This is a genomic window from Stieleria maiorica, assembly GCF_008035925.1.
GTDB classification, from domain to species: domain Bacteria; phylum Planctomycetota; class Planctomycetia; order Pirellulales; family Pirellulaceae; genus Stieleria; species Stieleria maiorica.
The window spans coordinates 6,695,716-6,721,418 of record NZ_CP036264.1 but is presented as its reverse complement, the minus strand read 5'-3'; the positions used below and the strand labels follow the sequence as shown (position 1 = coordinate 6,721,418).

The window sequence follows — 25,703 nt, the reverse complement described above, 5'->3', positions numbered from 1 at the left end:
ATCAGCGGTTCTCGATCGGCACGACGGTTCGTTGGTTTTGCCCGGTGTAGATCTGTCGGGGGCGATAAATTCGTTTGCCCGGGGTGGCGTGCAGTTCTTTCCAGTGGGCGATCCAGCCGGGGAGCCGACCGAGCGAGAACAGGACGGTAAACATCTGGACGGGAATGCCCATCGCCCGGTAGATCACGCCGGAATAGAAATCGACGTTCGGGTACAGCTTGCGTTCGACGAAGTACTCGTCCTCCAACGCGACGTCCTGCAATTCCTGGGCAACGTGGAACAAGGGGTCGTCGATGTTCAGCTTGGCCAGCAGTTTGTCACAGCAGGCGCGAATGATTTGGGCGCGGGGGTCAAAGTTCTTGTAGACCCGGTGTCCGAATCCCATCAGGCGGAAGCTGCTGTTCTTGTCCTTAGCCATGTCGACGTACTTTTTGACGTTCCCGCCGTCGGCCGCGATTTGTTCCAGCATGTTCACGCAGGCTTCGTTCGCCCCCCCGTGCAGCGGTCCCCAGAGGGCGCCGATGCCGGCGGAGATCGACGCGAACAGGTTCGAGTTGCTGCTGCCGACCATTCGCACCGTCGACGTGCTGCAGTTCTGTTCGTGATCGGCGTGGACGATCAGCAGCAGGTTGAGCGCTTCGGCAAAGTCCGGGTCGACCAAGTGATCGTGGGCCGGCGTTGCGAACATCATGTGCAGGAAGTTTTCGCAGTAATCCAAATCGTTGTTCGGATACATGAACGGCTGGCCGATCGACTTTTTGTACGCATAGGCGGCGATCGTCGGCAATTTCGCCAGCAGCCGATAAATCGAAATCTCGACCTGGTCGGGATCATCGACTTGCATCGAATCTTGATAGAAGGTCGACAACGCCCCGACGACGCTGCTGAGGATCGCCATCGGGTGGGCGTCACGCGGGAATCCGTTGTAGAACGACCGCATGTCCTCGTGGATCATGGTGTGGTGGCGGATCCCGCTGCGGAAATTGGCCGCTTCTTCGGGGCTGGGCAATTCGCCGTGGATCAGCAGGTAAGCGACTTCGACGAAATCGCAGTGGGCGGCCAGGTCTTCGATCGGATAGCCGCGGTACCGCAGGACGCCCTTTTCGCCGTCCAAAAAGGTGACCGCGCTTCGCGTGCTGCCGGTGTTCACGAACCCTTCATCCAGCGTCACCAGCCCGGTCGAACCGCGAAGTGCAGAGATGTCGATCCCCCGCTCCCCTTCGCTGCCTTCGACGACCGGGAGCTCAATTTCTTGGTCACCATAAATCAGGCGAACCTTACCGGCGTCTTGGGTTTCCAAATTAACGCTTGAACTCATCACGTGATCCGGGAAATCTCGATGGGGCGAGGGCAGTATGGGGGGCGTGCCAATGCGATTGGCGGTGGAGGACTGGATCCCCAAATTAACGGGGCGTCCGCCGGAATGGGCGACCCGATGACCGCCAGCGGCGTAGCCGATTTACCGTGTCGGGAAAACCGGGCAAATCGCTCCGCGACGGCTGGGTGTGTCCACCGCAGGAGTGTACCCCGGTGTGACGAGATCGACAATTAGACTGTCAGTGGATCGGCAGAAGACTTGTTTTGATCGGCTCGCAGCCTTTGCAGTAAGGGTGGCGATTCCGCTGACGATCGATATCGCGGTGGATCGGCCCCTCGGCGGTCACGTCGGGCAGCCGGGCTTCCCACGGACGGCACTCGCGATTGAGCGGACCGTTGAAAAGGCTGTTTTCCGTTCGCTGCCATTCGATCTGATTTCGCATCGGATCATCGATGCTGCACTGCCCGTCGATATTGGGGTCCACGATGTGGGGGATCAGGGCGACGATGATCTCGGTCCGCGCCCGCGAGGTTTCACGGCGTTGGAACAGTTTTCCGACGTGTTTGACATCGCCCAACCAGGGCAGTTTCTTGATCACCACCCGATCCTCCTCTTGAATCAGACCGCCGACGATCATCCCTTGGTGGTTGTCCAGCATCACCGACGTTTCCACTTCACGTGTCGTTTCCTCAGGCAACAGCGTGTCCGGGTTGATCTCGCCACTGCTGACCTTCGGTTTGACCTGAAGCAAGACGCGATTGTCGCGGCTGATCGTCGGCGTGACGTTCAGCACGACGCCGGTATCCAAATAACGAACGTCTTGAATGGTCGAGGTCTGAGTCACCGTGGCGACGGCGAAACCCAGTTGTTGGCCGACTTGGATCTTTGCGTTTTGCCCGTTGACCACCATCACCCGTGGCGTGGCAAGCGTCTTTGCATCGGTCGTCGTTTCCAACAACGTCAGCAGGGCTTTTAAGTCGGTGCCGCTGATCTCGGCAAAGTAGAACGGATTGGTCGATGTGGCGATGTTGTCGGTCAGCCGAAAACCGCCGACACGAAAGTCGCCGCCGAAGATCGCTTCAAAATTGACGCCGTGTTCCATGTTGTCTTTCAGTTCGATCTCCAGCACACGCGCTTCGATCATCACCTGCAGCGGGGCCTGATCGGCCTGCATGAGGTACTGTTCGACCTGCGCGAGCACGCTGGGGGTGTCCACGACGACGATCGATTCGCGACCCCTGCGGTGATCCAATTCGTCGGCCTTCGAGCTGTACGCGCTGCCGATCGGTGACAACAACCCCGTGATCGTCGGCTCCACGTCTTCGGATCGGGCAAAGTCCAACGGAAAGACGCGCAGCTGCCGGGACTCGCGAGGAAGATTGTCTTTGGGGTAGATCAAGATCACATTGTCTTCACGCTCGATCGCCAATCCGGTCATCCGGGCGACACTGGAAAGCGTCTGCTCGGGCGTCAGTCCGGTGACATTCGCCGTCACCGTGCCTTCGACATCCGGGGCGACCAAGATGTTCATCCCGTAGCCCTTGGCCAGCATTTCCAAGACCGTTCGGACATCCACATCATCGACGCTCAAGGTCACGTCGCTGGCACTTGGCGGCGTGGGCAACGTTTCGCGGCCACCGAGCGCAAACGGCCATTGCATGGCGACGGATGCATCGGGGGCACCTGCCGACGCAGCGGGAACCCCGGACGCCGCGGGTGGCACCGCCGTGGTTGATGGTTTATCAGCAACGTGTTGATGCGGCTCCGCCGCGGTCGGCGCTGCGGGCTTTACAGCGGGCTCTGCCGCGGCCGCCTCTACCGCGGCCGGCGCCGGCAGCGAGGGCTTGTTTGCCGGTTTGATGGTCGACGTCGTTGCGGTCACCGGTGACGCCACCAGCGGCGGCTGCCGCAGCATGTCGGAAAACTTGGCTTCGCCGCCACCACCGGGCATCGCCGGGATCAGCGGCTGTCCGACGGTCACCGGAAAGATCGGTGTTGCCATCGCCGGTTGGATCGTTGTGGCCGGAGAAACGTTGTCGGCGCGCAGTTTCATTGCCCGAGGGCGCGTTTGATCCGTTGTCGCGTCTTCGATTGCTTCCGGCGACACCGCCTCACGTGACGGCTCGCCGGATGACTCCAAACGGTGTCGCGTGGGACGCAATAGCGTGACGACTTGTCCGCCGCCGCCCGATTCCGTATCCCCATCATCCTGGTACGCCGCGATCTGGATTTCGCGGTCGGCGGCGGTGTCTTCGGACGCCTGCGGATCGATCGTTACCGGTGATGCGATCGGTTGCTTCTGGGCGAGTGACGGGGGCTGGGGCGACGGGGGCTGGGGCGACGGGGGCTGGGCCACCGAGCGTCGCAGGGCGATTCGGGCCCGCTCGGTTTCGATCATCGCGTTGTACAGTGAATCCAGACGGGATGCTTTGTCGATTCGCCCCAGGGCATGCATGTTCCCCAGCGCGATCGCGGCGTCCAATTGCGAGCGGGCGATTTGCGCGGCGAATGAGCCTTCAGCGGGCCGGCGGGGAGACTCGGCCGCAGCATGACCGCACATGCAAACCGCCAACAACGCGACGATCCATCGGGGCGTCACGGCGCGCGGGCTGGCGGATCTGCCCGCGCGAATTCCCGGCGGTCCGGACCGCCGGCCGTCATCGCTCTCTGGCGACGGGGACGAATCGGCGAATCGTGCGGGTTGTGGGTTCAGTTTCAGCATCGGGTGGCTCGTTGACCGGGACCGTCAGGCTTGGCGCGACCGCCGGCGCTGGTCCGAAGCGGCCTCTTGTACCGTTCGGATCGGTCGAACCGCCTGTTGGGGTTAATCGGCACAGTCCGCAAGACGCGAAAGTGCGGGTGGCCCGGGCATGCGTCCCGCAGGACCAAAACGAACGACAGGACCCGACAAGCGGACGCAATCGATAAACTCGCCGCAGCATGACGCCGCAGCAGCCCGGCGGGGTCAGTGGCCCAGAGTCTCCAGCATCGTTTGCAACGTCGCATGCAGCGGCCGGATCAGCCCCGATTCGGCTCGCTGGACCAGCAGGCGGACGCGCCGCGTGGGGGCTTCATCGACGGCTTGGTGGAGCGGGTTCAGGCGATCACCGTGCCAGCCCACTTGGGTGCCATCGACCGTCAAAATGCGGTCTCCCGCGATCAGCCCCACCCGCTCGGCGGCACTGCCGGGAACGACGGAGGTGACCACGCAACCGGCCGTCGTCGGTTTGCAACGCACCCCTAAGATCCAACGTCGCGCGGCGGAACTGAGTGGTTCGTGCGACGCGGATTCCCGCCGGGAGATGCTCGCCGAGTTCGCGCCGGGGGTGCGGGAATTTGCCGCATCCTGATCGGATGTGGCGCTATCGCCGTCTCCGGTTCCGTGATCTCCCGTCTTTCCTTCGCCAGCCAGTCTCACCTGGCAGGCCTGGGGGCGATTGGGCAATGGTTCTTCAGCCCCCTGGCCGAAAACGGTTGCCGAAAGCATGCCCACCACCAAGGCGACGGCGATCACAACGTAGCCCAGGACAGGATTCTCAAGTTGATCTTCGTTCACGGCAGTCGCTCCCACGGGAATCTCGGTCGAATCTTTGTTGCATGACTTTGGACGCAAAAATCGCGTTCCCCGAGACCAAGCGGGACGGCCGACGAGATGTTACCGGCCATCTGGGGTCACCAAAAAGAAACTCAACCGGTACCATTCCGCAGATTCGCGGCGGAGGCCATCGGGCTGAAAAACCGTCACAAACCACCCCAACTCTCAAAACCAGAGACTCGCACGGTCCATGTCCGGGCACGAAACTCCAAAGGGCGGCGTCGCCCGCTTTCTGATCGACAACTCACTCCTGCTGGTCATCGGGGCCGTCGCGGCCCTCGTGTGGGCCAACCTGGCCGACCGCAGCGGCAGCACCAGCTATCACGATTTCATCCACTACGATGTCCGAAACCTGTGGGGAGGCGGAGAGCATCACGAAAGTGCCCCGGTTCCGGTCGCCGACGACACCACGTCACCGGCCGCCATCGCTACGGATAACAACGCGGAGCACAGTGACGCGGAGCACAGTGACGCCGAACACAGTGACGCGGAGCACGGCGAGGGTGATCATGGTGAGGGCGGCCACGGCGACGGCGGCCACCATTGGTACTCGCTCAGCTTTATTATCAACGACGTCTTGATGGCATTGTTTTTCGCCATCGCCGCCAAAGAGGTTTGGGAATCGCTGCTACCCGGCGGGGCACTTTCGAATCCCCGCAAGGCCGCGACACCCTTGCTGGCGACGTTCGGAGGCATCGTCGGCCCGGCTCTGTTCTATTTGGCCGGTGCTTATGCGACGGGGACCCAAGCGGAACTCGGGCAGGGTTGGGCGGTCCCGTGTGCGACCGACATCGCCTTCAGCTATCTGGTCGCCCGGCTGATCTTCGGCCCCGGCCACCCGGCGATCGCGTTCCTGCTGCTGTTGGCGATCGCGGACGATGCGGCCGGGTTGATGATCCTGGCGATCTTTTACCCCTCGGCGCCGATCGAACCGATTTGGTTGTTGCTGACCGCCGGGGCGATGGCGCTGGCGTGGTTACTGCGCAAATTTAGGATTCATTCCCACTGGTTCTACATGCTCGGTCCCGGCGTCCTGTCATGGTTTTCGTTTTACATGGCCCACATCCACCCGGCTTTGGGATTGGTGCCGATCATCCCCATGCTTCCCAGCGCGGTGTCGGACCTGGGGCTTTTCGCGCGAGACGAACTGCATCGCAGCGACACGTTGAATGAGTTCGAGCACTTTTGGAAAACTCCGGTGGAGTGCATCTTGGGTTTGTTCGGACTTGCCAACGCCGGCGTCGTGCTCAGCAGCGTCGGGACGGGGACTTGGCTGGTGCTGGCCGGGCTGCTGCTCGGCAAACCGGTGGGGATCACCGCGATGACTTTGCTGGCCGAGAAAGGATTCCGGTTGCAAAAACCGGCCGGGATGGATTATCGCCACGTCGTCACGTTGGGGATGGTCGCGGGAATCGGATTTACCGTCGCGCTGTTCGTCTCGGTCGCCGCGTTTAAAATCCCCGGTCCGACGCAAGACTCGGTCAAGATGGGCGCGTTGCTCAGCTTCGGCGCCGCGCCGCTGGCCATCATCATCGCCAAATTGCTTTCGGTGCGTCCCGGCGATGACGAAGCGGAAGAGGAAAACGCGTCGGCGCAAAGTGACACGGCCGCCTAGGCCGGACTTGGAACCCCACCGGACTTTTCACCCTACTTGTTCAGCGGACCACAGCAGATGTCATCCAATCAACGAGATCCCGAGAGTTTGCCGCCCGAGGCGATCGGCGAATGCGAACTCGAGCGTCCCCAGCCGGCCGACGAACCGATCACCACGGTGCCGGCGGTCGAGAGCTCGGATCTGTTTGACGAGATGCGTGCGACGATCGCGAGGCTGGAAAAAGACCGGACGTCCCGCGGCGATTTGAAAATCCTGTCTCGGACGCTGCTGGAACTGCGCTATGCGTTCAAGGTGTTTCGCCCTTATCGCCGTCGTCGCAAGGTCACGATCTTCGGCTCGGCGCGGACCAAGCCGGATCATCCCGACTATCAATCGGCCGCCGAGCTGGGACGGCGGATGGCCGAGCACGGCTGGATGGTGATCACCGGTGCCGGCGGCGGGATCATGGAAGCCGGTCACGTCGGTGCGGGCAAAGAAGCGTCGATGGGGTTGAACATCATGCTGCCGTTTGAGCAGGGTGCCAACCACGTGATCGAAGGCGACCCGAAGCTCGTGACGATGAAGTACTTCTTCACGCGGAAGCTGATGTTCGTCAAAGAATGCAGCTCCGTGGTCTGTTGCGCCGGTGGGTTCGGCACGCTGGACGAAGCGCTCGAGACGTTGACGCTGATGCAAACCGGAAAGCAAACGATGCTTCCGCTGGTGTTGCTGGACAACCCGCAAGGAAGCTACTGGAGTGATCTGGGCAAGTTCATCGACAAACAATTGCTCGGCGGCGGCATGATCAGCCCCGACGACGTTTCGCTATACCGGATCACCAACGACGTCGACGTGGCGATCGAAGAGATCCTCGGGTTTTATCGCCGCTATCACAGCATGCGCTACGTCCGCGACCGACTGGTGTTCCGGCTCAAAGAGAACTTGTCGGATGAAAAGATGGAGACGATCCAAAGCGAGTACAGCGACATCCTGGTCGACGGCCGTTTCAAACAGTGCAAGGCGCTGGCCGAGGAAGCGGGCGAACCGGATCTGGCCGGATTGCCGCGTCTGGTGTTCCACTTCGACCGCCGCAGCCTGGGAAAATTGCGAAAGCTGATCAACGAAATCAACGCCGACTGACCTGAGGGCCGAATCAACCGTCCCGCAACCACGGCGGCGCAGCGGTCTCGTTCAACCCCGTTGGGGTCGCCGGGCTTCGTACGTCGGGTCTTGGGGAACGCTGTCGCGACTCCAAGCTTTACTGTGTCACGCCGCTGGCGTTAGCCTTGCGTCCGTAATTTCTCCACGACTCCGAGAAACGCGACAGCGAAGAAAACGACCCACGGATGGTAAGGGGGAAGGGGGCTGGAGCGAGTGGCACGGGCTTAAGCCAATACGCTGAGCCGTAGGCGCTAGCCTCGGGCCACGCCGTGTTAAAGGCATATCAAGGCCCGCGGCTAGCGCCGTCGGCTCACCAAGCCCGTGCCATTCGGGGCACGAGCGGTTTGGTAGAATGGGGCGATGCTGTTTGCCGATTTCTTGGCTGGGACTGCCAGCGACTTGGCCGTCCAGGTTATCATGACGGTTCATTCCCCGCCCCTGATCGCCGTCGTTGCCCCCACGCACGACCGTGACTCCTCCTCTTGAATATTGCAGAGTGATTTCCAGATGACCAGACTTTCCCGCCGCCAGTTTGTCGGTTCGACCGCGTCCGCTGCCGCCGCATTTGCGGTGACGTCTTCGCTTCCCGGCCGCACGTTGCGAGCCGCCGATGCAAACAGCGAGATCAACCTGGGGTTCATCAGCTGCGGCGGACGGGCCGGCGGGCTGATGGGACAATTTGACAAGGTCGAAGGGGTCAACATCGCCGGGCTGTGCGACGTCGACGAAAACCGGCTCGGTGCGGCCAAGCAACGCTTCCCCAAGGCCCAAGCCTGGACGGATCTCCGCGAGCTGATCGATTCGCCGGAGATCGACGCCGTCGTGATCGCGACCTGCAACCACTGGCACTGCCTGGCCGCGATCTGGGCGATGGAAGCCGGCAAGGACGTGTATGTCGAAAAACCGCTCTCGCACAGCCAATGGGAAGGACGCCAAACGGTGGCCGCGGCGCGAAAGTACAACAAAGTCTGCCAGATCGGAACGCAGCAGCGCAGCGACCCGATGCAGGCCGAGATCAAGAAATTCCTGCACGAGGAAAAGGCGCTCGGGGAAATCAAATCCGCCCGCGTCAATCGCTACGGCGTCCGCCCGTCGATCGGCAAACGCGACACCCCGCTGGAAATCGAAAAGAACGTCGCCTATGACTTGTGGCTCGGTCCGGCCGCCGACGAACCGATCTATCGCGAAAAACTGCACTACGACTGGCACTGGGATTGGAACACCGGCAGCGGCGAAATGGGCAACTGGGGCGTGCACGTGCTGGACGATTGCCGCAACAACATCTTCCAGGACAGCGTCGCCTTGCCCCAGCGTGTCTTGGGCGGGGGCGGCCGCGTGGTGTTGAACGATGCCGGCGAAACACCGAACGTGCACTTCGCGTACTTTGATACCGGATCGATTCCCGTCGTGATCGGATTGAGCAACTTGCCGGCCCAGCCGGGCGGAAAGAAGAGCCCCACGCATCCCGGCCCGGCCAGTGGTTACATGGCCTACTGTGAAGGCGGGCGGTTCGAAGGGCAACGCGGTGGTGCCGCCGCGTACGACAACGACGGCAAAAAGATCAAGGAGTTCAAGGGCAATCGGGGCGATGTCGTCCACCAACAGAACTTCATCGATGCCGTCCGCGCCCAAGACTCCGGCCTGCTGAACGCCGACGTCGCCGTCGGCAACGACAGCACCGGCTGGTGCAACCTGGCCAACGTCGCCTTCCAAGCGGGCAGCGACTTCAGCCGTGATGCCGCGGGCGAAGTCAAGCTGGACGAGTGGGACGCGTTGCTCGCCGAGATGGACCAGCACTTGGCCGCTCACGACTTGAAGCTCGACGGCCCCGGCATCAAGCTCAGCCCGATGCTGTCCCTGGATTCCGAAACCGAGCAGTTTGTCGGCAGCGGCGCGGAGGTCGCCAATGGACTCCTGCGGCGCCAGTACCGCAAAGGCTATGAAGTGCCGGAGATTATCTGACGCAGTCTCTGGTCATGTCCTTTGCCCCGACGGATCGCCGCAGCTTCCTTCACGCATTGGCGTTGGCCTGTGCGCTGTTGCCGCTGGGGGTAGGCCGCGCGCGTCTGCCGGCGGTCGAACCAGCGGCGGATTCGGGCGCGGGTGGCCGCCAGGCCGCAGCGGCCGACGAACCGATCGGCAGTATTGCGGACCTGGCGCGACATTACGGGCGGACCGACGTGGAGTCGTTGCCGGTCGACTTTCGCGCCCGAGTCAACTATTGGGATGCGCGTGATCGAGCGGTGTTTGTCCAAGACAAACACGGCGCGATCTATCTATCGATCGCATTCGAAGACTTCGAACGACACCCTCGGCTTGCCCCGGGGACCGACGTGCGTGTGATCGGCAAACTGATCCTGGACCGCTACTTCGTCCAGGCAGAAACGATCGAAATCACGGATGTCGCCAAACCCGTCATGCCGAAGACGACCCGGATCGAGGACTTGTCCTTGGGGGATCGTTGGGCCCAACGAGTGACGACGTCGGGGACGTTGCAGGAGGTTGCGCGTTTTAGTGACCTTTGGGTCGCGTTGTGCTCCTCGGGCGACACCACGTTCGTCATCCACCGATTTGAGGCGGACGAGACGATTGATTGGCAAGAATGGATCGGGCGCTCGGTAGAGATCGAGGGGACGTTGATTTGTGAAGTCGACTTCAACGGACAGCCGTTTCGGTACGTCGTCCGGATGAATGAATTTGATCCGCCACTGAGGGCTGCACCACGATCAGACGACGTCGCCAACGAAACCGATGAAGTGATGATCCGGAACGCCGAGTTCCGGACGATCGAGCAGCTTCGCGCGGCGAACACGCTGGCGGGAAGTCTGTATCGGACCGACGGACAAATCACATCCGTCATCGAACACGAAGGCTACTTGATCGAATCCGATGGACCGGGAATCTTCGTCCACACCGAACTGGCGGACGAGACCTCATTGGGGCATGTGGTCGAATTGACCGTGCGTCGTGAGCCGCCCCATCAGTTTCATGCCGTCACGCTTCAATCCAAAGCGTTTCGGAGTGTCCCGACGTCGCCGATGGACAGGGCCGAATCGGTTCAGGTCGCATTGTGTCCTTATCGCGCGACGATGGAAGCGGATTTGATTTCGACGCGCAGCCAGGGCAAGCGGCGAATCATCATGCTGCGTGACGGCGACACGTCGTTCGCGGCGATCCTGGAGGCTGACAATGATTCATGGAAAGACGCATCGCTGGAAAACGCTCGACGCGTCGCGGTGACGGGAATGGTCCTGGCGGCGCCACCGGAGCTGGCGGAGCCGGAACAGGGATTCCACCCCGTCTTCGTGGTCGAATTGGCGAACGTCAATGACTTGCGGGTCGTTTCTCGATGGTGGCAACTCTCACCGTCGCTGGCGTTCTTTGTGTTGACGATGATCGCCGTCATTTGTTTGGCCGGGATGCTTTGTTTTGCCACGATGTGGTTGAGGCTGCAGCGGACCGTGCGGACCAACCGTCGGCTGGAATCGGATTTGCTCGAGAGCCGGAAAATGGATGCGCTCGGTCGGCTCGCCGGTGGCGTCGCGCATGACTTTAACAACTTGTTGGCCGCGATCGCGTCCAATTTGGAACTGATCGATCGGGGCGATTCCCTGACCGGCGAGCATCAGCACCTCCAATGCTTGGCCTCGGCCCGCCGCTGCACCGCACAAGCGACCAAGCTCGTTCGTTCGCTGCTCGGTTTCTCTCGCCAGACCAAACTGGACTTACAAGTCGGCGATCTGAATGAAGTGGTCAACGACGCCGTTTTGTTGGCCAAAACCTCGTTGTCGCCTGATGTTGTCGTCACGTTGCGGCTCAGCCCGGACCTGCCGCTGTGTCGGATTGACCACGCTCAGTTGGAACAGGTTCTGCTGAACCTGCTGTTCAACGCCCACGACGCCTTGGGGCGACAGGCGGGAACGATCGTGTTGCAGACCGATTCGATCGTCGACGATGACGGAAATCCGATGGCACGCATCCGAGTGCGTGACAACGGACACGGAATGAATCATGAAACCAGCGTTCGCGTCTTTGAACCATTCTTCACCACCAAAAAGGTTGGTGAGGGAACCGGATTAGGGTTGGCGCTTTCCTACGGCGTGGTCAATCAACACGGTGGAACCATCCAATGTCACAGCCAGCTCGGTGTCGGAAGTGTGTTCACCCTGCTGTTGCCCGGCGTGTCGATCGGTCCTGATGAATCGATCCCCGGCCACGCGGCAATCGACATCGCAACCATGCGACGAACGACCATCAGCCCGTCGAATTCCGTTGAAAGCCAGACGGATTCCGCGACAGGCAAATGGCGGCGCGTCGATCGCGGCGGGGACGCGATCGAGACTCCCGCCAATGGTGCTCCGCTAAACGTCTTGCTGGTCGACGATGATGACGAAGTGCGGCGCGTCACCAAACTGAGCCTGGAAGCGATCGGCCATCAGGTGACGGACGTCGCGGGCGGTCACGAAGCGATGGCACGGGTCGAACAAGGCGAGTCGTTCGACGCGGTCATCTTGGACCTGATGATGCCGGGCATTTCCGGAGCGGAAACCTTTGACCGGCTGAAGTCGCATCAGCCGGATCTGCCGATCATCGTTTGCAGCGGGCTGCTGATCGAAATCGAAAACCTGAAGCAGGTTTCCGGCAGAAAACCCGATGCGTGCTTGTCCAAGCCGTTTCAATTGGCCGACCTCCAAGACCGGCTTCGCAAGGTCTGTCCGCCGCAGCGTGTCAATTCGCAGCGTGTCAATTCGCAGCGGCAACACACGGCGTAGCGAGCCCGTAGCGTAGCAGCGCGGACACCGTGCAAACGGTAGTGGACGACGCGAGGAGTCCTTGCAGCGCGCAACCCGAATGGACTCGTCGCCTCGTCCACTACCCGATACCTGGGCTGCGGCGGAATCCTAGCGGCGGCTGAGTTCTTCCTGCACCCGCCGGGGCGTGGCGATGCGGCGGGGCCGCGTCGTCTGCCAGGCGGCGAAGCAAGAAAGTAGGGACAGGCAAACGGCGGCCCCGACGATCCGTTCGGTCACGCCCGCGGGCAGCCCCCGATCGACCGCCGTCCCCATCGTGAACACCCAGTTGGTCACCTGCCAGATCGGATCGTAGGTCAGCGGTTGATAATCGTTGTAATGCAGTTGCATCGAATACGGGACCAACGCCGCCATCACCGCGACCACGATCAACGCCGCCACCCCGACTTCGACGCGTGGGTTGTTTCGCAATCGAACGACGAACATCACCATGCGCACGGCGACAAGAAAGCAGATCAGGTACGACGACAACAGGATTGCCGGCAGCCCCACCATGCGTTGAAACTGTCGCCGCATCGTCCCACCGACATCGGCCGCACGCATCACCCAATCCAACGAGGCGTATTGCATCGATGCCAGGATCGCGATCCCCGTGATGGCGAACACCAAGCCGGTCGTCGGGCCGGGCGTCAACCAGGTCAAAAACAGTCGCGCCAGGAAACTGCTGGGCAACTCGCGCCGAATCCGCGGCGTGATCGTCGAACGCTCGCCGACCATCAACGCGCCACAAAACGTCCACAAGCCGGCGATCACCACCAGGCCGCCGATGTAGACCGGGATCGCCTGGCCGCCGAGCACCAGCAGCCCGGAAACCATCGTCGCGACACAGATCGTCGTCAGCACCAACAGCGATAGACGCAGCGACGTCGATCGGTTTTCGGTTTCCGGGGTCAGTTGAGCCGCGGTGGCGGTCAGCAACAGATGCCCCAGGGCGGCGGCCAGGGCGAGCGTCGCCAGGACGGTGAATAACAATTCCGGTGCGGAGAGCGGATTGCCATAAAGAACCATCCCGACGACCATCGAGCTGATGCCGTATTCGGCCAGCACGAGTAAAAAGATCAACACCAGCATCGTCGCCACACGCCCGGAACGCCCCCGCGCCAGCGGAGCAAAAAACAATCCGATCACCGTCAACAGCAACCCGGTCACGGCCAGCGATGCGACAATCAATAGCGTCGTCGGCAAGTCCACGCCGCGCAAGGTATACGCATAGGCAAGGCAGGGAAACAGCGTGACGAAGTACAGCACCATTTGCAGCGAAGCGCTGGCCAATTTGCCCATCACGATCTGCCACGGCGACAACGTCGTGATCGACAACAACTCCAACGTCCCGTCATCGATTTCACTTTCCAACGACCGATAGGCCGCCAGCGGGACGACCATCATCATCGGCAACGCCAGCACCGCGTAATAGCCGATCATCATCCGCGGCGCCGACGGCGTCGTGTAAATCTGTGGCATCAACGACAAACTGCCGGCGATCGTCCACGCCAACGCGGCAAACAAGATCATCGAAAACGTGACGACGAACTGTCGACTCTTGAGCGATTGCCGCGTCTCCTTGACCAAAATCGGATTGATCGCATCGCCCACCCGCTCGCACCAGCGGTCCAGCCAGGCGAGCCAGCCCGAGTCGGCGCTCGTCTGGTCGGTCTCGATCGTGGGGGAGACGGTTGTCATGGAGTTGGGAGTTATTGAACGAGCCCTTCGGTCACTTGCAAGAACAGATCTTCCAGACTCTTCTTGTGGGCGTTGACTTCGGCGACATGAAACCCGTGGGTGACAAAGTGGGTGACGATCGCGGCTTGGTCGGCCATGTTGCCGCTGAAACCGAAACGGACGAATTGGCCGTCCAGGATCGGGTTGTCGATCGGAATGTTTTCGTCCAGACCGGACAGACAGGTGATGATTTCGTCATGGCGATTGAGGATCCGCACGGTCAGTTCGGATCGGTTTTGTGTTTCGGCCTGGATCTGATCGACGCTGCCGGTCGCCAGCAACCGGCCTTGCTCGATGATCCCCACCGCGTCGCACATTTCGGCCAGTTCGGTCAGGATGTGGCTGCTGATCAGAATCGTTTTGCCGCGGTCGGCCAGTTCGCGGATCATGCGGCGCAGTTCGATCCGCGCCCGCGGGTCCAGCCCGGCGGCGGGTTCGTCCAGAATCATCACGGCGGGATCATGGACCAGGGCCCGGCCCAAGCACAGCCGCTGTTTCATCCCTTTGCTTAAACCGCGAATCGGCTTGGCGGCCATCCCGCTGGTGCCGGTGAAATCCAGCACCCACTGCAGACGACGCGTCCGCTGGCGTCCCACCAGCCCGTACGCGCGGGCGAAGAAGTCCAGGTATTCACGGCAATTAACGTCGCGGTAGGTGCCGAAGGAGTCGGGCATGAACCCCAAGCGTTTGCGCACCAGTTCGGGATCGTTGACCACGGAAAAGCCGTCGACAAAGGCGTCGCCGTAGCTGGGCAGGTCCAACGTCGCCAGGATCCGCATCGACGTGGTTTTTCCGGCACCGTTGGGGCCGATGTATCCGAATACCTGGCCGCGTCCGACGCTGAACGTGACGTCGTTGACCGCCCGCGTGTCGCCAAAGAAACGGTGCAGCCGTCGCAGTTCGATGCATTCCGACGTGTCGCTGTGAACACCGACCGCCGGTTCGCGTCGGCTTTCCGGTGCAGCGCCGCGGGCCGCGGGTTGATCCGGCGACGTTTCCCCGGCGGCGACCGAGGAAGCGGGCTGCACGTCTGATTCCGGGGCGTCTGATTCCCGCACGTCCGAGTCCTGTTCGGTGAAGCTCATTGCAGCGTCCCCATCACGTAGCGGACACTGGCGACCTGTTCGGCGTCACCGATCGGGACCGAGTCGCGGCTGGGTGAACTGAGACCGACGAACGTGCCCGGCGGCAATTCCCCACGCACGAACAAGGTGTCATTGAGCCAGTGTTCGAACACCCCGTCGGTCACCACGACACCGCCGCGACTGAGTTCTCGATTTAGAAACAGCGGCAAGTCGCGGATCCGCCGGCTCCGCGTCGATCGTCCCGACTCGGACACGGCTCCGACCGGACGGTATCGGATGTAAAGGTTACCCAGCAGTTTGGAAGCGTCTTGGGTCTGCGGGATCCACTTGGCCGCTGCGGTCGAACCGGCGTCGATCTTGTCGGTCGACCAATAGCGGCCGTCGGGAGTGCAAACGACCAGATCGCGAAGCTCAAATGGAAGTGAGCTGGAAAGCTCGATCGCGGTGGCATTGGGAACCGAGCCGCCCGAATCGAATGGCGTGGCCCCGCTGAAGGAAATCGCTCCCACGCCGCGGCGGACCCGATGGGTGACAAACTGGGTCTGGGTCCGCGAAGGCAAGAACGCCGGGTCCAGCCATTGTTCACTCTGGTCGATGTCAACCTGCAATCGCACTTCGTTCAGGTCGCTGCTGAGGTCCTGCCACATCTGCTGGCCGCCGCTGGGATAGGCCATCACTTCCTCATCGGCGGAAAATCGCAATCCTGTGCGGGGGCTGATGCCGGCAAACAAGGTCGACCGAGTTCGCTCGACCGCATCACCGCTTGCACCATCGATCCAGGTCAGTTGTCGCACCCGAATCGTGGTTCCGAAACCGTCGGACACGATGCTGTAGGTGAACATCGCGGCGGTCGTCACCAGCGCCAGGGCGGGTGCGATCAGGAACATCAAGTGCGACCGGTGCCCGCGCGTCGTCCAGCGATACGCCACCGGGCCGACCAGCAGGACGAACAGCGTCAGAATCCCCATGAAGGTGTAGACCGGCGGTTCGGCGACACCCGGTATCAACCAACGCCGACTGCGGAAATCACCCATCATCGGATCCACGCCGCGGGTGAGCATCGCCGAGCGTCGAAAGCCGATCAATTGTTCAAGCAGGTCAAAGCCCAGCAACGGGTCGAAGGTTTCCATTGGCAGCCCCACCACTTGGCCACCACCGACGTCCCGTCGATAGGCTTGGGACCACTGCGAAGTAAACGTTTTGATGCGTGCTTCACGGTCCTCGATCCAGCGCGTCCGGGCCGTGCGTTGCGCCAGCGACGTCCGCTGGACCGGAGGCGGTCCAAAGCCGGCGCTCGGGATGCTTCCAGCGCCGGTCTGCGGGTCTGGTTGGCTGGGGTCCCATTGGCTCGGGTCCCATTGGCTCGGGTCCCATTGGCTCGGGTCCGATTGGCTGGCAGGCACTCGTTCCACCCAACTGGAGAGGATGGACCGGTCGTCCTCCAGTTCAGCGGTCTTGGCTGAAGCGACACCGGCCACCAACGCGCGAAACAATTGGTCCTCTTGGGGCTGCGACAGCAGCTTCAACCGCAGCGTTTGCGCCAGCCGGATCGCGTCGGGGGCTTCCAGCACGACCAGGGTTCCGCCCATCAAAACCCAATCGCGGATCGCCCGGATCGCTTCCCGCTGTCGATTCGGGGTGGTCGCCGTTGGATCCGACGCAAAAGCCTCCAGCTTGTCGCCTTGGATAATGATGCAATCCAGGTCGCGCAATCGACGCCAGTCGGTCGGCAGGCGACTGAGCGACGTCGTTTGCACGGTCGGCGGAATGGTCGCATTTCTCGCGCGGGCGGGCGGGATGACCCGAATCACATCGGCCGGCACTTCGACCGGCACCGGCTTCGTTTCGACGAACATGAAGTTGCAGGTCAATTCGTTGGCCAACACGGTCGCGGGCGATTGAATCGCGTAGCCGGGGAACCGGCTGCCGACTTCGACGCTGTACTGCGACAGCGGGGCACCGTCCTCGAAAATCTCAATACGATAGGAATTGCCGATCGTCCACTTGGGACTCGAACGCGACAACTCGACTTGGGTCTGGCCCTGCGGAAACGTCAACGGGAACGTCGTCGCGATCGCCCGCTCGGCCGGCAGATGGCGATCGATCGGGGTCAGACGGAGCGACAGGTTTCGCTCGGCCGTCATCGGGCCCCCTGTCGACGTCAGCGTGACGTCGACGGCGACGTAGCCGACGCCCATCAAATCAGTCACTTCGATCGCGGCCTTGAACCCGCTGCCCCCGCCCGCGGAACCGGGCGCGGGGTCGCTGGGCAATTCGACTCGGTGTGTCGACAGGATTTCGGGGACACTGAATTGGGCGGCGGCCTCGGCGATCATCCCCCCGGTGATCAGCAGGGCCAAGACGACCGCGGAGACCGGGCTGTCGGTCCGCACGCCACCGCAGCCGAACATCATCGCGGCCTTTCTTCGGGATCGGGAAAACGCAACGATCAATTCGACGGCTCCCGCGGTGCAAAAATCTGCGGCGGCAGCTGGTCGTCGGCAAAGGGGCTGGCGCCATCGCTGTCGGGAGCGACACCGATCGGGAAAAACAGCAAGAACCATCCGATCACTTGAAAATTGATCAGCCAAATCGTTTCCTGCAAGAGCGACAATCCACCCAGCGGGATCTCCAGCCAGCGGCTCACGCCCAAGGCGATACCGATGGCCACCGCCGCGGCCCCGGCCGGCCGGGGCAAAAACGCGATCGCCCAGGACAGCAGGAACAGCAGCGCGGAGCAGACGAACATGCAGAGGGTAAAAAAAAGCCCGACGGCCGCCGCCGTCGCGTACGCGCCACCCTGGTCGGCGGCGTACACCACCGCGATCACGACCGCCGAAATCGCGGTCAGCACCAACAGCGACTGAAAGGAAATCCGCGGCAGTAAGCGGCTGCGAAGCACCGGCTCGGTCGCCGACTCGCGTCCACGGGGTAATTGCTGGTCCATCGCATACGGCTAGAGACAAGGACGAGGGCGGCTCAGAGGCCCCTTAAAGCCACATTCTAGCAACTTGTCAGCCCCTGTAGATGGTGGGTGGTGGCGGAATGACGCAAGCTCCATCGGCCCCTCCCAGCGCTGGCCCCCCAGAGGCATCCGGTGAAGACGAAACCCTCCCCGCTCCGAGCGTACACTCGTCCGCGACCCTGCCAGGAAGGTCGCCTTTTGCGAACCGGGACGGGTTCGGAGAACACGGCGACTGTCTTTCCGCCCCGCAAAACCTTTGCCCTCGACGAACCGCCCCCCGGATCGCTAAACTCTCCCGCTTCGATTCCTTTCCCGGCCCGATCTTCCCCCAATTGTTTCCAGCGATTCACCGTGATTCTGATTCTCAAGGGCGGAGCGACTGACGAGCAAGTCGACCACGTCATCGAGCGTGTCGAAGCGATGGGGTTGAAGGCCCACCTTTCGCGCGGGACGTATCGGACGATCATCGGCATCATCGGTGACGAATCCAAGATCGTCGTCGAATCGGTTCGCTCCATCCCGGGTGTCGCCCAAGTCGTCCCGGTGCTTCCGCCCTACAAATTGGCCTCCCGCGAAGCCCATCCCGAATCCAGTGTGATCGATGTCAGCGGTGTCAAGATCGGCGGCGGGTCCATCGGCATGATCGCCGGGCCGTGCAGTGTCGAAGAAGAAGACCGCATGCACCGGATCGCCGAACAGGTCGCCGCGGCCGGTGCGAACCTGTTTCGCGGCGGCGCCTACAAGCCGCGCACCAGCCCTTATGCGTTTCAGGGGCTTGGCGAAGAAGGGCTGAAGCGGCTTCGGGACGTCGGCCAGGCCCATGGGATGCCGGTCGTAACCGAGGTGACCGACCCGCGGCTGGTCGGACTGGTCGCCGAGTACGCCGACATGCTGCAAGTCGGTGCCCGGAACATGCAGAATTTCGCGTTACTGAACGAAGTCGGCGCCTCACAGCGTCCGGTTTTACTCAAACGCGGCATGTCGGCGACCATCACCGACCTGCTGATGTGTGCCGAGTACATCCTGTCCCAAGGCAATCCCAACGTGGTGCTGTGCGAACGCGGCATCAAGAGTTTCGACCCCGCGACGCGTAACTTGTTCGACGTCGCCGCCGTCCCGCTGGTGCAACAACTGAGCCATTTGCCGATCATCGTTGACCCGTCGCATGCCACGGGCAAACCCGAATTGATTCCCGCCTGTGCGATGGCCGGTCTGGCCGCCGGAGCCGACGGGATTCACATTGAAGTGCACGATTGCCCGGAAGTCGCCAAGAGTGACGGCCCCCAGGCGTTGCTGCCCGAACAATATGCCGAATTGACGAGCCAGTTGAAATCGCTCGCCAAGTTACTCGGAAAAACCATTTCACCTCTGCCGGAGAAGACAGCGTGAGCCGCCGAACCATTATCGCCGGAAACTGGAAGATGAACACACGTGCCGCAGACGGCGCGGCGTTGGCCCAAGGCATCGCCGATGCCGTCGGCGAAAACCCGTCGGTCGAGGTCGTGGTTTGCCCACCGTCGGTCTACCTCAGCCGAGTCGCCGATGTGCTGGCCGGATCCGCGGTCGGACTGGGGGCACAAAACCTGTACCCGGCCGAAGACGGTGCCTACACCGGCGAAGTCAACGCCGCCATGCTGTGCGACAGCGGGTGCCGGTACGTGATCCTGGGACACAGTGAACGCCGCGCCATCCTGGGCGAAACCGATGCCCAAATCAGCGAAAAACTGGCCGCCGCCCTGGCGGGGAACCTGGTCCCGATCGTCTGCGTCGGCGAAACGCTCGACGACCGCGAGGGCGGCAAGACCGAAACCGTCGTCGAAGAACAACTCCGCGGCTCGCTGGAAGGCCTGGACGAAGCACGGGCTTCCGGCGTCGTCATCGCTTATGAACCCGTTTGGGCCATCGGCACCGGAAAAACCGCCACGCCCGAGCAGGCCGAAGAGGTTCATGCGTTCATCCGCAAATTGCTCGGTGAATTGTTCACCGACGAAGTCGCCCAACAGATGCGAATCCAGTACGGCGGCAGCGTGAAACCCGGAAACGCCAAGGAATTGCTCGGACAACCGAATATTGATGGCGCCCTGGTCGGCGGTGCCAGTTTAAAAGTAGATGACTTCGTCGCAATCATCAACGCCGGCTGATCCCACCGGCCTCCCTACGATCCAACGACAGACAACGGATATTCAATGACCACGTTTACCAATCAGACCTTGATCCTGGGCTCCCTCGGCAGCGCCGTGCTGGGATGGCTGATGTTCATGCTTTCGGTGTTCCTGATCCTGCTGATCCTGGTCCAACGCGGTAAGGGCGGCGGACTGACCGGCGCCCTGGGCGGCCCCGGCGGCCAAAGCGCCTTCGGCAGCAAAGCGGGCGACACGTTCACGCTGATCACCGCCGTTTCGGCCATCATCTGGGGCCTGGTCTGCGCCATCGCGATGTACTCGCTGGGCGTTCCCCCACTGACCGCCGACGACGCTGATTACGCCGTCGACGACACCCCTGCGTTGCAGTCGCCGGCCGATGAATCCGGCGACACCAGCGGCGCCGGGGGCCTGAGCGGACTGAGCGGTTTGCTGTCGGATGAACCGGCGGAATCGGACCCGCCGGCGGAATCGGACCCGCCGGCTGACGATTCCGATGCGGAAGCCGACACGCCGTCGATGGAGTTGACCCCAGCTGAAACCGCCCCGGCTGAGGAAGCCCCGGCTGAGGACGCGTCAGCCGAATCGACCGAGTCGAATCCCGAATAGGGCGACTGCATGCCTTCAGACCAATCGACCATCGCACCGGCCGGCGCCGCCGACGGCGCGGCCGGGCAGGCTCGCAGCATGACCGGACAAATTCGCAGCATGACCGGGCAGGGGCGAGCCGCAGGGCCGACCGACATCGGCACCCTGACGGTGGAACTGCGGACGGTCAACAACCGTGGATTCAAGTGCTCGATCCGGACGCCGGATGCGCTTTCGGGCAGCGAATCGCTGATCGAGTCGGTCGTCCGCAAGTACCTGCACCGGGGATCGGTCAACCTGTCGATCAACGTCGAACGCCAGCAGGGCCAGACACCGGTTCAGATCAATGGCACCGTGTTGGCCGGGTACATTCGTCAGTGCCAAACGGCGATCGACCAAGCCGGCGCGGCATCCACATCGCAGGTCTCGCTGGACGTCGGTTCGCTGATGACGTTGCCCGGCGTGCTGACCGGGTCGCTGCCCGAGGGGGACGAGGCGGAGAAGATCTTCCAGCAGACCCGACGGGTCGTGATCGATGCACTGGAGAACCTGGTGGCGATGCGGCAGCAAGAAGGCGCCCACATGGCCGAAACCTTGCTCGGTGAATGCGCGACGATAGCCGCCCATGTGCGTTCGATCGAATCACTCGCCCCACAGGCCGCCGAAAGCTATCGCGTCCGCCTGGAAGGTAAAGTCAAACGGGTGCTGGCCGAATACGATGCCGAAGTCAATGCGGTCGACCTGCTTCGCGAAGTCCAGGTGTATGCCGACAAGGCGGACGTCAGCGAGGAAGTCACCCGGCTGGACAGCCACCTGAAACTGTTCCAATCGGTGCTGCGGGGCGAGACCCCCGACGGGGAAAAGAACGCGACGAAAGACGAACCGGTCGGCCGAAAGCTGGATTTCATCATCCAGGAGATGTTCCGAGAGACCAACACGATCGGCTCCAAATCCGCTCATGCCGATGTCTCGGCGATCGTCGTGGAAATCAAATGTGCGATCGAGCGGATGCGTGAATTGGTGCAAAACCTGGAGTAGGCCCCGAGGGCGGTGTTTGAACAATGGCTGAATCGACTTCTGCGCAACTGATCATCATCTCCGGTCCCAGCGGGGCGGGGAAATCAACGGTGACGCGGCGGCTGTTGTCCGACTGTGAGTTGCCGCTGCGGCTGAGCGTCTCGGCGACCACCCGAGCCCCGCGCCCTGGCGAAAAGGACGGAAGAGAATATCATTTCCTCTCCCAGCAGCATTTCCAGGAACTTCGCGACCAAGACGCCTTTCTGGAATGCAAAGAAGTGTTCGGCAGGGGGCACTGGTACGGCACCTTGCGCAGTGAAGTCGCCGAGGGGCTGGCCGCGGGGAATTGGATCATCCTTGAAATCGACGTCCAGGGTGCGATCGAAGTGATGGAGCACTTGGAAGCGGATCCCATTTCGCTGTTCATCCATCCCGGCGGAATGGACGAATTGGAACGCCGGCTACGCGACCGGGGGACGGAAACCGAAGCCGCGATCCAGAGCCGTTTGGAGACGGCCGCGGGTGAAATGCGGTTCGTGCACCGCTACCAGTACGAAATCATCAACGGCTCGGTCGATGCGGCCGTCGCCCAAGTCTGCCAAATCCTAAGAGACCATCAGGAGAAACACACATGCTCGAAGAACTGAAAGACGAAGAAACCGTCAACAAGGTCGGCGGTCGATTCAAATTGAGCACCTTGATTCAAAAGCGACTCGTCCAGTTGAACCAAGGCAGCCGTGCCCTGGTCAACGTCGACACCCACGACAAGATGTCGATCGTGCTGCAAGAAATCATGCAGGACAAGATCGTGCTGAACATGGACAACGAAGTCGAGCAGGTCCAAGAGATGGACTTGGACGCGACCATCGCCGCGGCCGAATCGCCCGACCTGGACGCCGCAGACCTGTAAGGCCTGCTTGCCGGCGGACGCGGTTGACGGCCTGTTGATTGAATCGCGCCCTCGTTCCCAGGCTCCGCTTGGGAACGCAATGTCCCCGTGGCTCCGCCACACGTCGTCTCAACCCCCGCCAGGCTGAGCCCGATCCACCTACTTCATGAGCCGACGGCGCTAGCCGCGGGCCTTGGATTTCCGTTCGAGACTTGTAAGGCCCGAGGCTATCGCCTGCGGCTCAGTTTGTGATCGAAAGTAGGTGGCATTGAGGCGGAGCCTCCGAGTCCGGTGTGTTCCCGGGCAGAGCACAGGAACAAGGTAGCGATGCTGCCCCGCCCCCCTCGTCTTCACCCTCGATTGTCATGTCCGACCCGGCTCCTTCCCCACGAATCTTGCTGGCCGTCGGCGGCGGGATCGCCGCCTACAAGGCCGCGATGCTTTGCAGCCGGCTGGCCCAGCGGGGCTATCAGGTGCAGACGGTGATGACGCGTTCGGCGACCGAGTTTTTGGGGCCGGCGACCTTGGCGGCCTTGTCCGGACGCGGCGTCGGTTTGGACGGATTTGACAACAAGCACCCGCTCGGTTCGCACATCGAACTCGCTCGCGATGTGGACCTGATGATCGTCGCCCCGGCGACCGCCAACCTGATCGCCAAGTTCGCCCACGGCGTCGCCGATGACTTGGTCAGCACGCTGTACCTGCAGAACACCGCGCCGGTCCTGGTCGCTCCGGCGATGAGTGATCCGATGTGGAACAAGCCCGCGGTCGGTCGCAACGTCGACCAGCTGGCCGCCGACGGATGCCATCTGATCGGACCGGACAGCGGATGGTTATCCTGCCGTGTCAAAGGCATGGGACGGATGAGTGACCCGGAGGCGATTCTCGATCGGGCGACGGAAATCTTGGCCCGGTAGGATCGACGGTGGAAGCGATTGCGGTGACAATGCCCGGCGGGTCCAGGCAAATCGTTCCATTCTAATCGTGTCTTATGGCTTTATTCGTTTTTGGTCATCGCAACCCCGACACCGATGCGATTTGTTCGGCGATCGCGTATGCCGATTTTCTGAGACGCACGACGCGGCCCGATGCGATCGCGGCCAGTTGTGGCCCGCCCAACCAACGGACCGAGTACGCACTCAAGATCGCCCAGCTCTCGGCACCGCGGATCGTGATGGATGTCCATCCGTTGGTCGAAGACGTTTGCCAGACCGACGTCACGTTGGCTCACCACGACGAAGTGTTTTACGACGTCTATCGCCGGATGGACGAACGTGGGTTGCGAAGTATTCCGATGGTCGATCGCGACGGCAGACTGACCGGGATCATCTCGCTGTTGGACATGCTGGAACTGGTGCTCGACAGCGGCGTGGATTCGCTGAAATCGCGCCAGGTGCGGACGAACCTGAACAAGATCGCGTCGGTGCTCGGCGGGTCCTTTCAACACGTGGTCAATCCGGACGTCGACGAGGACTTGATCGTCAGCGTGGGGGCGATGAGCGCCGGCGGATTCACCGACCACATCAAGCAATTTCCGGCGGAAAAGTTGCTCGTCGTCAGCGGCGACCGCCCGACCATCCAACTGCCCGCGTTGGAGCTTGGCGTCCGTGCGTTGGTCGTCACCGGCGGCTACCAACTATCCGACGGGTTGATGCAACTGGCCAAGGCCCGCGGGATCACCGTCTTGGGCAGCCCGTTTGACACCGCGACGACGACGATGCGAATCAAGGCGGCGCAGCTGATCGGTGATATCGTCCAGCAGGATTTCGTCTCGCTGCCTGCAAAGATGCCCGTTGCCGAAGCCCGCGACAAAATCTTTCGGTCTCCGCAAACCATTTTCCCCGTCATCGAAGACGGCAAACTCGTCGGCGTGCTCAGCAAAAGTGACCTGGTCAATCCGCCCAAAACCGAACTGGTGCTGGTCGACCACAACGAACTGGGCCAGGCAGTCCCCGGAGCCGAAGACGCGCGGATCGTTGAAGTGCTGGACCACCACCGCTTGGGCGGATCACTCAAGTCCACCGAACCGATTCGATTGACGATGGAACCGGTCGGATCGACGTGCACGCTGGTGGCGAAAATGTATCGCCAAGCTCACATGGATCCCGAGCCCGGTGTCGCGCTCTGCATGGCGTCGGGAATGATCAGTGACACGCTTTATCTGCGCTCACCGACGACCACCAACACCGACCGAGAGCTGCTGCAGTGGTTGCAGCAGTATTGCACCGTGCCGCTGGAATCATTTGCCGAAGACTTCTTTAAAGTCGGCTCGGCACTCCGCACCTGCTCGCCCGATCAAGTCGTTCGCGAAGATTGCAAGCACTTCGAAGAATCCGGACACGCATTTTCCATCTCGCAAATCGAAGAGATCGGGTTCGATTTGTTCTGGGAACGTAAAGACGAACTGTTCGGTGCAATTGAGGGCATGGCCCGGGATCAAAAACTGGACTTCAGCGCCTTGCTGGTCACCGACATCGTCAGCAACGGCAGTTTGCTGATGATGAGCAGCGAACCCAAGGGTTGGGAAGAAATCAATTATCCCGAACTGGAAGACCGGCTGTATCAACTCGACGGCGTCGTCAGCCGCAAGAAACAACTGCTGCCGCTGATCAGCAGCCTGATGGAATCGGCCTGAATCGCAGCGCGTGTCGGTGTCTCGCCTCGAGGCGATTCGGAGCGGCAAAAGCGTGTGCACCAGCGCACGTTGGTGTTTAGCCTTTAGGCGATTCCCCGTCGCTGCGAAGCAGCGAGAGCCGGCGGCTAAAGCCCGATACCGCTAAGTTAAGCGTTGTTTCCTGCGGGGAGGGCCCGCAGGCTCGC

19 protein-coding genes are annotated in these 25,703 nt (G+C 61.9%); 12 read left to right on the top strand and 7 right to left on the bottom strand.

What is annotated here, in order from left to right:
* Position 1 precedes the first annotated feature (1 nt).
* From Mal15_RS22885 to Mal15_RS22875, 3 genes are all read right to left on the bottom strand, one after another.
* On the bottom strand, positions 2-1,318 hold the full coding sequence (locus Mal15_RS22885) for a citrate synthase (protein ID WP_147869887.1): 1,317 nt from the start codon (positions 1,316-1,318) through the stop codon (positions 2-4).
* Between the two features lie 238 nt (positions 1,319-1,556).
* Complete coding sequence (locus Mal15_RS22880; protein WP_147869886.1) at positions 1,557-4,040, bottom strand: secretin and TonB N-terminal domain-containing protein; 2,484 nt, start codon at positions 4,038-4,040, stop codon at positions 1,557-1,559.
* 243 nt (positions 4,041-4,283) lie between these two features.
* Complete coding sequence (locus tag Mal15_RS22875; protein WP_167546998.1) at positions 4,284-4,874, bottom strand: PDZ domain-containing protein; 591 nt, start codon at positions 4,872-4,874, stop codon at positions 4,284-4,286.
* A 229-nt stretch (positions 4,875-5,103) separates the two neighbouring features.
* Here Mal15_RS22875 and Mal15_RS22870 point away from each other — a divergent pair, with 229 nt between their 5' ends.
* From Mal15_RS22870 to Mal15_RS22855, 4 genes are all read left to right on the top strand, one after another.
* Positions 5,104-6,528: a Na+/H+ antiporter NhaA gene (locus Mal15_RS22870; RefSeq protein WP_147869885.1), complete on the top strand. Its 1,425-nt coding sequence runs from the start codon at positions 5,104-5,106 to the stop codon at positions 6,526-6,528.
* 57 nt (positions 6,529-6,585) lie between these two features.
* Complete coding sequence (locus tag Mal15_RS22865; protein ID WP_147869884.1) at positions 6,586-7,647, top strand: LOG family protein; 1,062 nt, start codon at positions 6,586-6,588, stop codon at positions 7,645-7,647.
* 528 nt (positions 7,648-8,175) lie between these two features.
* On the top strand, positions 8,176-9,630 hold the full coding sequence (locus Mal15_RS22860) for a Gfo/Idh/MocA family protein (RefSeq protein ID WP_147869883.1): 1,455 nt from the start codon (positions 8,176-8,178) through the stop codon (positions 9,628-9,630).
* Positions 9,631-9,644: 14 nt separating this feature from the next.
* A complete protein-coding gene (locus Mal15_RS22855; RefSeq protein ID WP_147869882.1) occupies positions 9,645-12,440 on the top strand; it encodes a hybrid sensor histidine kinase/response regulator in 2,796 nt (931 codons plus the stop codon).
* A 129-nt stretch (positions 12,441-12,569) separates the two neighbouring features.
* Here Mal15_RS22855 and Mal15_RS22850 read toward each other — a convergent pair whose 3' ends face one another.
* From Mal15_RS22850 to Mal15_RS22835, 4 genes are read right to left on the bottom strand one after another with little or no spacing between them, the layout of a single operon-like run.
* Positions 12,570-14,159 carry an ABC transporter permease gene (locus tag Mal15_RS22850; RefSeq protein ID WP_233902972.1) on the bottom strand — a complete coding sequence of 530 codons (1,590 nt, stop codon included), beginning with the start codon at positions 14,157-14,159 and terminating at the stop codon, positions 12,570-12,572.
* Between the two features lie 11 nt (positions 14,160-14,170).
* Positions 14,171-15,283, bottom strand: coding sequence for an ABC transporter ATP-binding protein (locus Mal15_RS22845; RefSeq protein WP_147869881.1), 1,113 nt, complete (start codon positions 15,281-15,283; stop codon positions 14,171-14,173).
* Positions 15,280-17,697 carry a hypothetical protein gene (locus Mal15_RS22840; RefSeq protein ID WP_147869880.1) on the bottom strand — a complete coding sequence of 806 codons (2,418 nt, stop codon included), beginning with the start codon at positions 17,695-17,697 and terminating at the stop codon, positions 15,280-15,282. Before Mal15_RS22840 ends, Mal15_RS22845 begins: the two co-directional genes overlap by 4 nt.
* 35 nt (positions 17,698-17,732) lie before the next feature.
* Positions 17,733-18,230, bottom strand: a complete 498-nt coding sequence (locus tag Mal15_RS22835) for a hypothetical protein (RefSeq protein WP_147869879.1) — start codon at positions 18,228-18,230, stop codon at positions 17,733-17,735.
* Between the two features lie 369 nt (positions 18,231-18,599).
* On the opposite strand from Mal15_RS22835, the gene aroF reads away from it, so the two are divergent.
* From aroF to Mal15_RS22795, 8 genes are all read left to right on the top strand, one after another.
* On the top strand, positions 18,600-19,637 hold the full coding sequence (aroF, locus tag Mal15_RS22830; RefSeq protein ID WP_147869878.1) for a 3-deoxy-7-phosphoheptulonate synthase: 1,038 nt from the start codon (positions 18,600-18,602) through the stop codon (positions 19,635-19,637).
* On the top strand, positions 19,634-20,389 hold the full coding sequence (tpiA, locus tag Mal15_RS22825) for a triose-phosphate isomerase (RefSeq protein WP_147869877.1): 756 nt from the start codon (positions 19,634-19,636) through the stop codon (positions 20,387-20,389). Before aroF ends, tpiA begins: the two co-directional genes overlap by 4 nt.
* A 45-nt stretch (positions 20,390-20,434) precedes the next feature.
* Positions 20,435-20,998 carry a preprotein translocase subunit SecG gene (secG, locus tag Mal15_RS22820; RefSeq protein WP_147869876.1) on the top strand — a complete coding sequence of 188 codons (564 nt, stop codon included), beginning with the start codon at positions 20,435-20,437 and terminating at the stop codon, positions 20,996-20,998.
* A gap of 9 nt (positions 20,999-21,007) precedes the next feature.
* Positions 21,008-22,015: a YicC/YloC family endoribonuclease gene (locus Mal15_RS22815; RefSeq protein ID WP_147869875.1), complete on the top strand. Its 1,008-nt coding sequence runs from the start codon at positions 21,008-21,010 to the stop codon at positions 22,013-22,015.
* Positions 22,016-22,038: 23 nt separating this feature from the next.
* Complete coding sequence (gene gmk / locus Mal15_RS22810; RefSeq protein ID WP_147869874.1) at positions 22,039-22,641, top strand: guanylate kinase; 603 nt, start codon at positions 22,039-22,041, stop codon at positions 22,639-22,641.
* Positions 22,626-22,904: a DNA-directed RNA polymerase subunit omega gene (locus tag Mal15_RS22805; RefSeq protein WP_147869873.1), complete on the top strand. Its 279-nt coding sequence runs from the start codon at positions 22,626-22,628 to the stop codon at positions 22,902-22,904. Before gmk ends, Mal15_RS22805 begins: the two co-directional genes overlap by 16 nt.
* A 344-nt stretch (positions 22,905-23,248) precedes the next feature.
* Positions 23,249-23,800 (top strand): flavoprotein, encoded by a 552-nt coding sequence (locus tag Mal15_RS22800; protein WP_147869872.1) that lies wholly within the window; start codon positions 23,249-23,251, stop codon positions 23,798-23,800.
* A 74-nt stretch (positions 23,801-23,874) separates the two neighbouring features.
* Positions 23,875-25,518, top strand: a complete 1,644-nt coding sequence (locus Mal15_RS22795; RefSeq protein ID WP_147869871.1) for a putative manganese-dependent inorganic diphosphatase — start codon at positions 23,875-23,877, stop codon at positions 25,516-25,518.
* Positions 25,519-25,703: the final 185 nt, after the last annotated feature.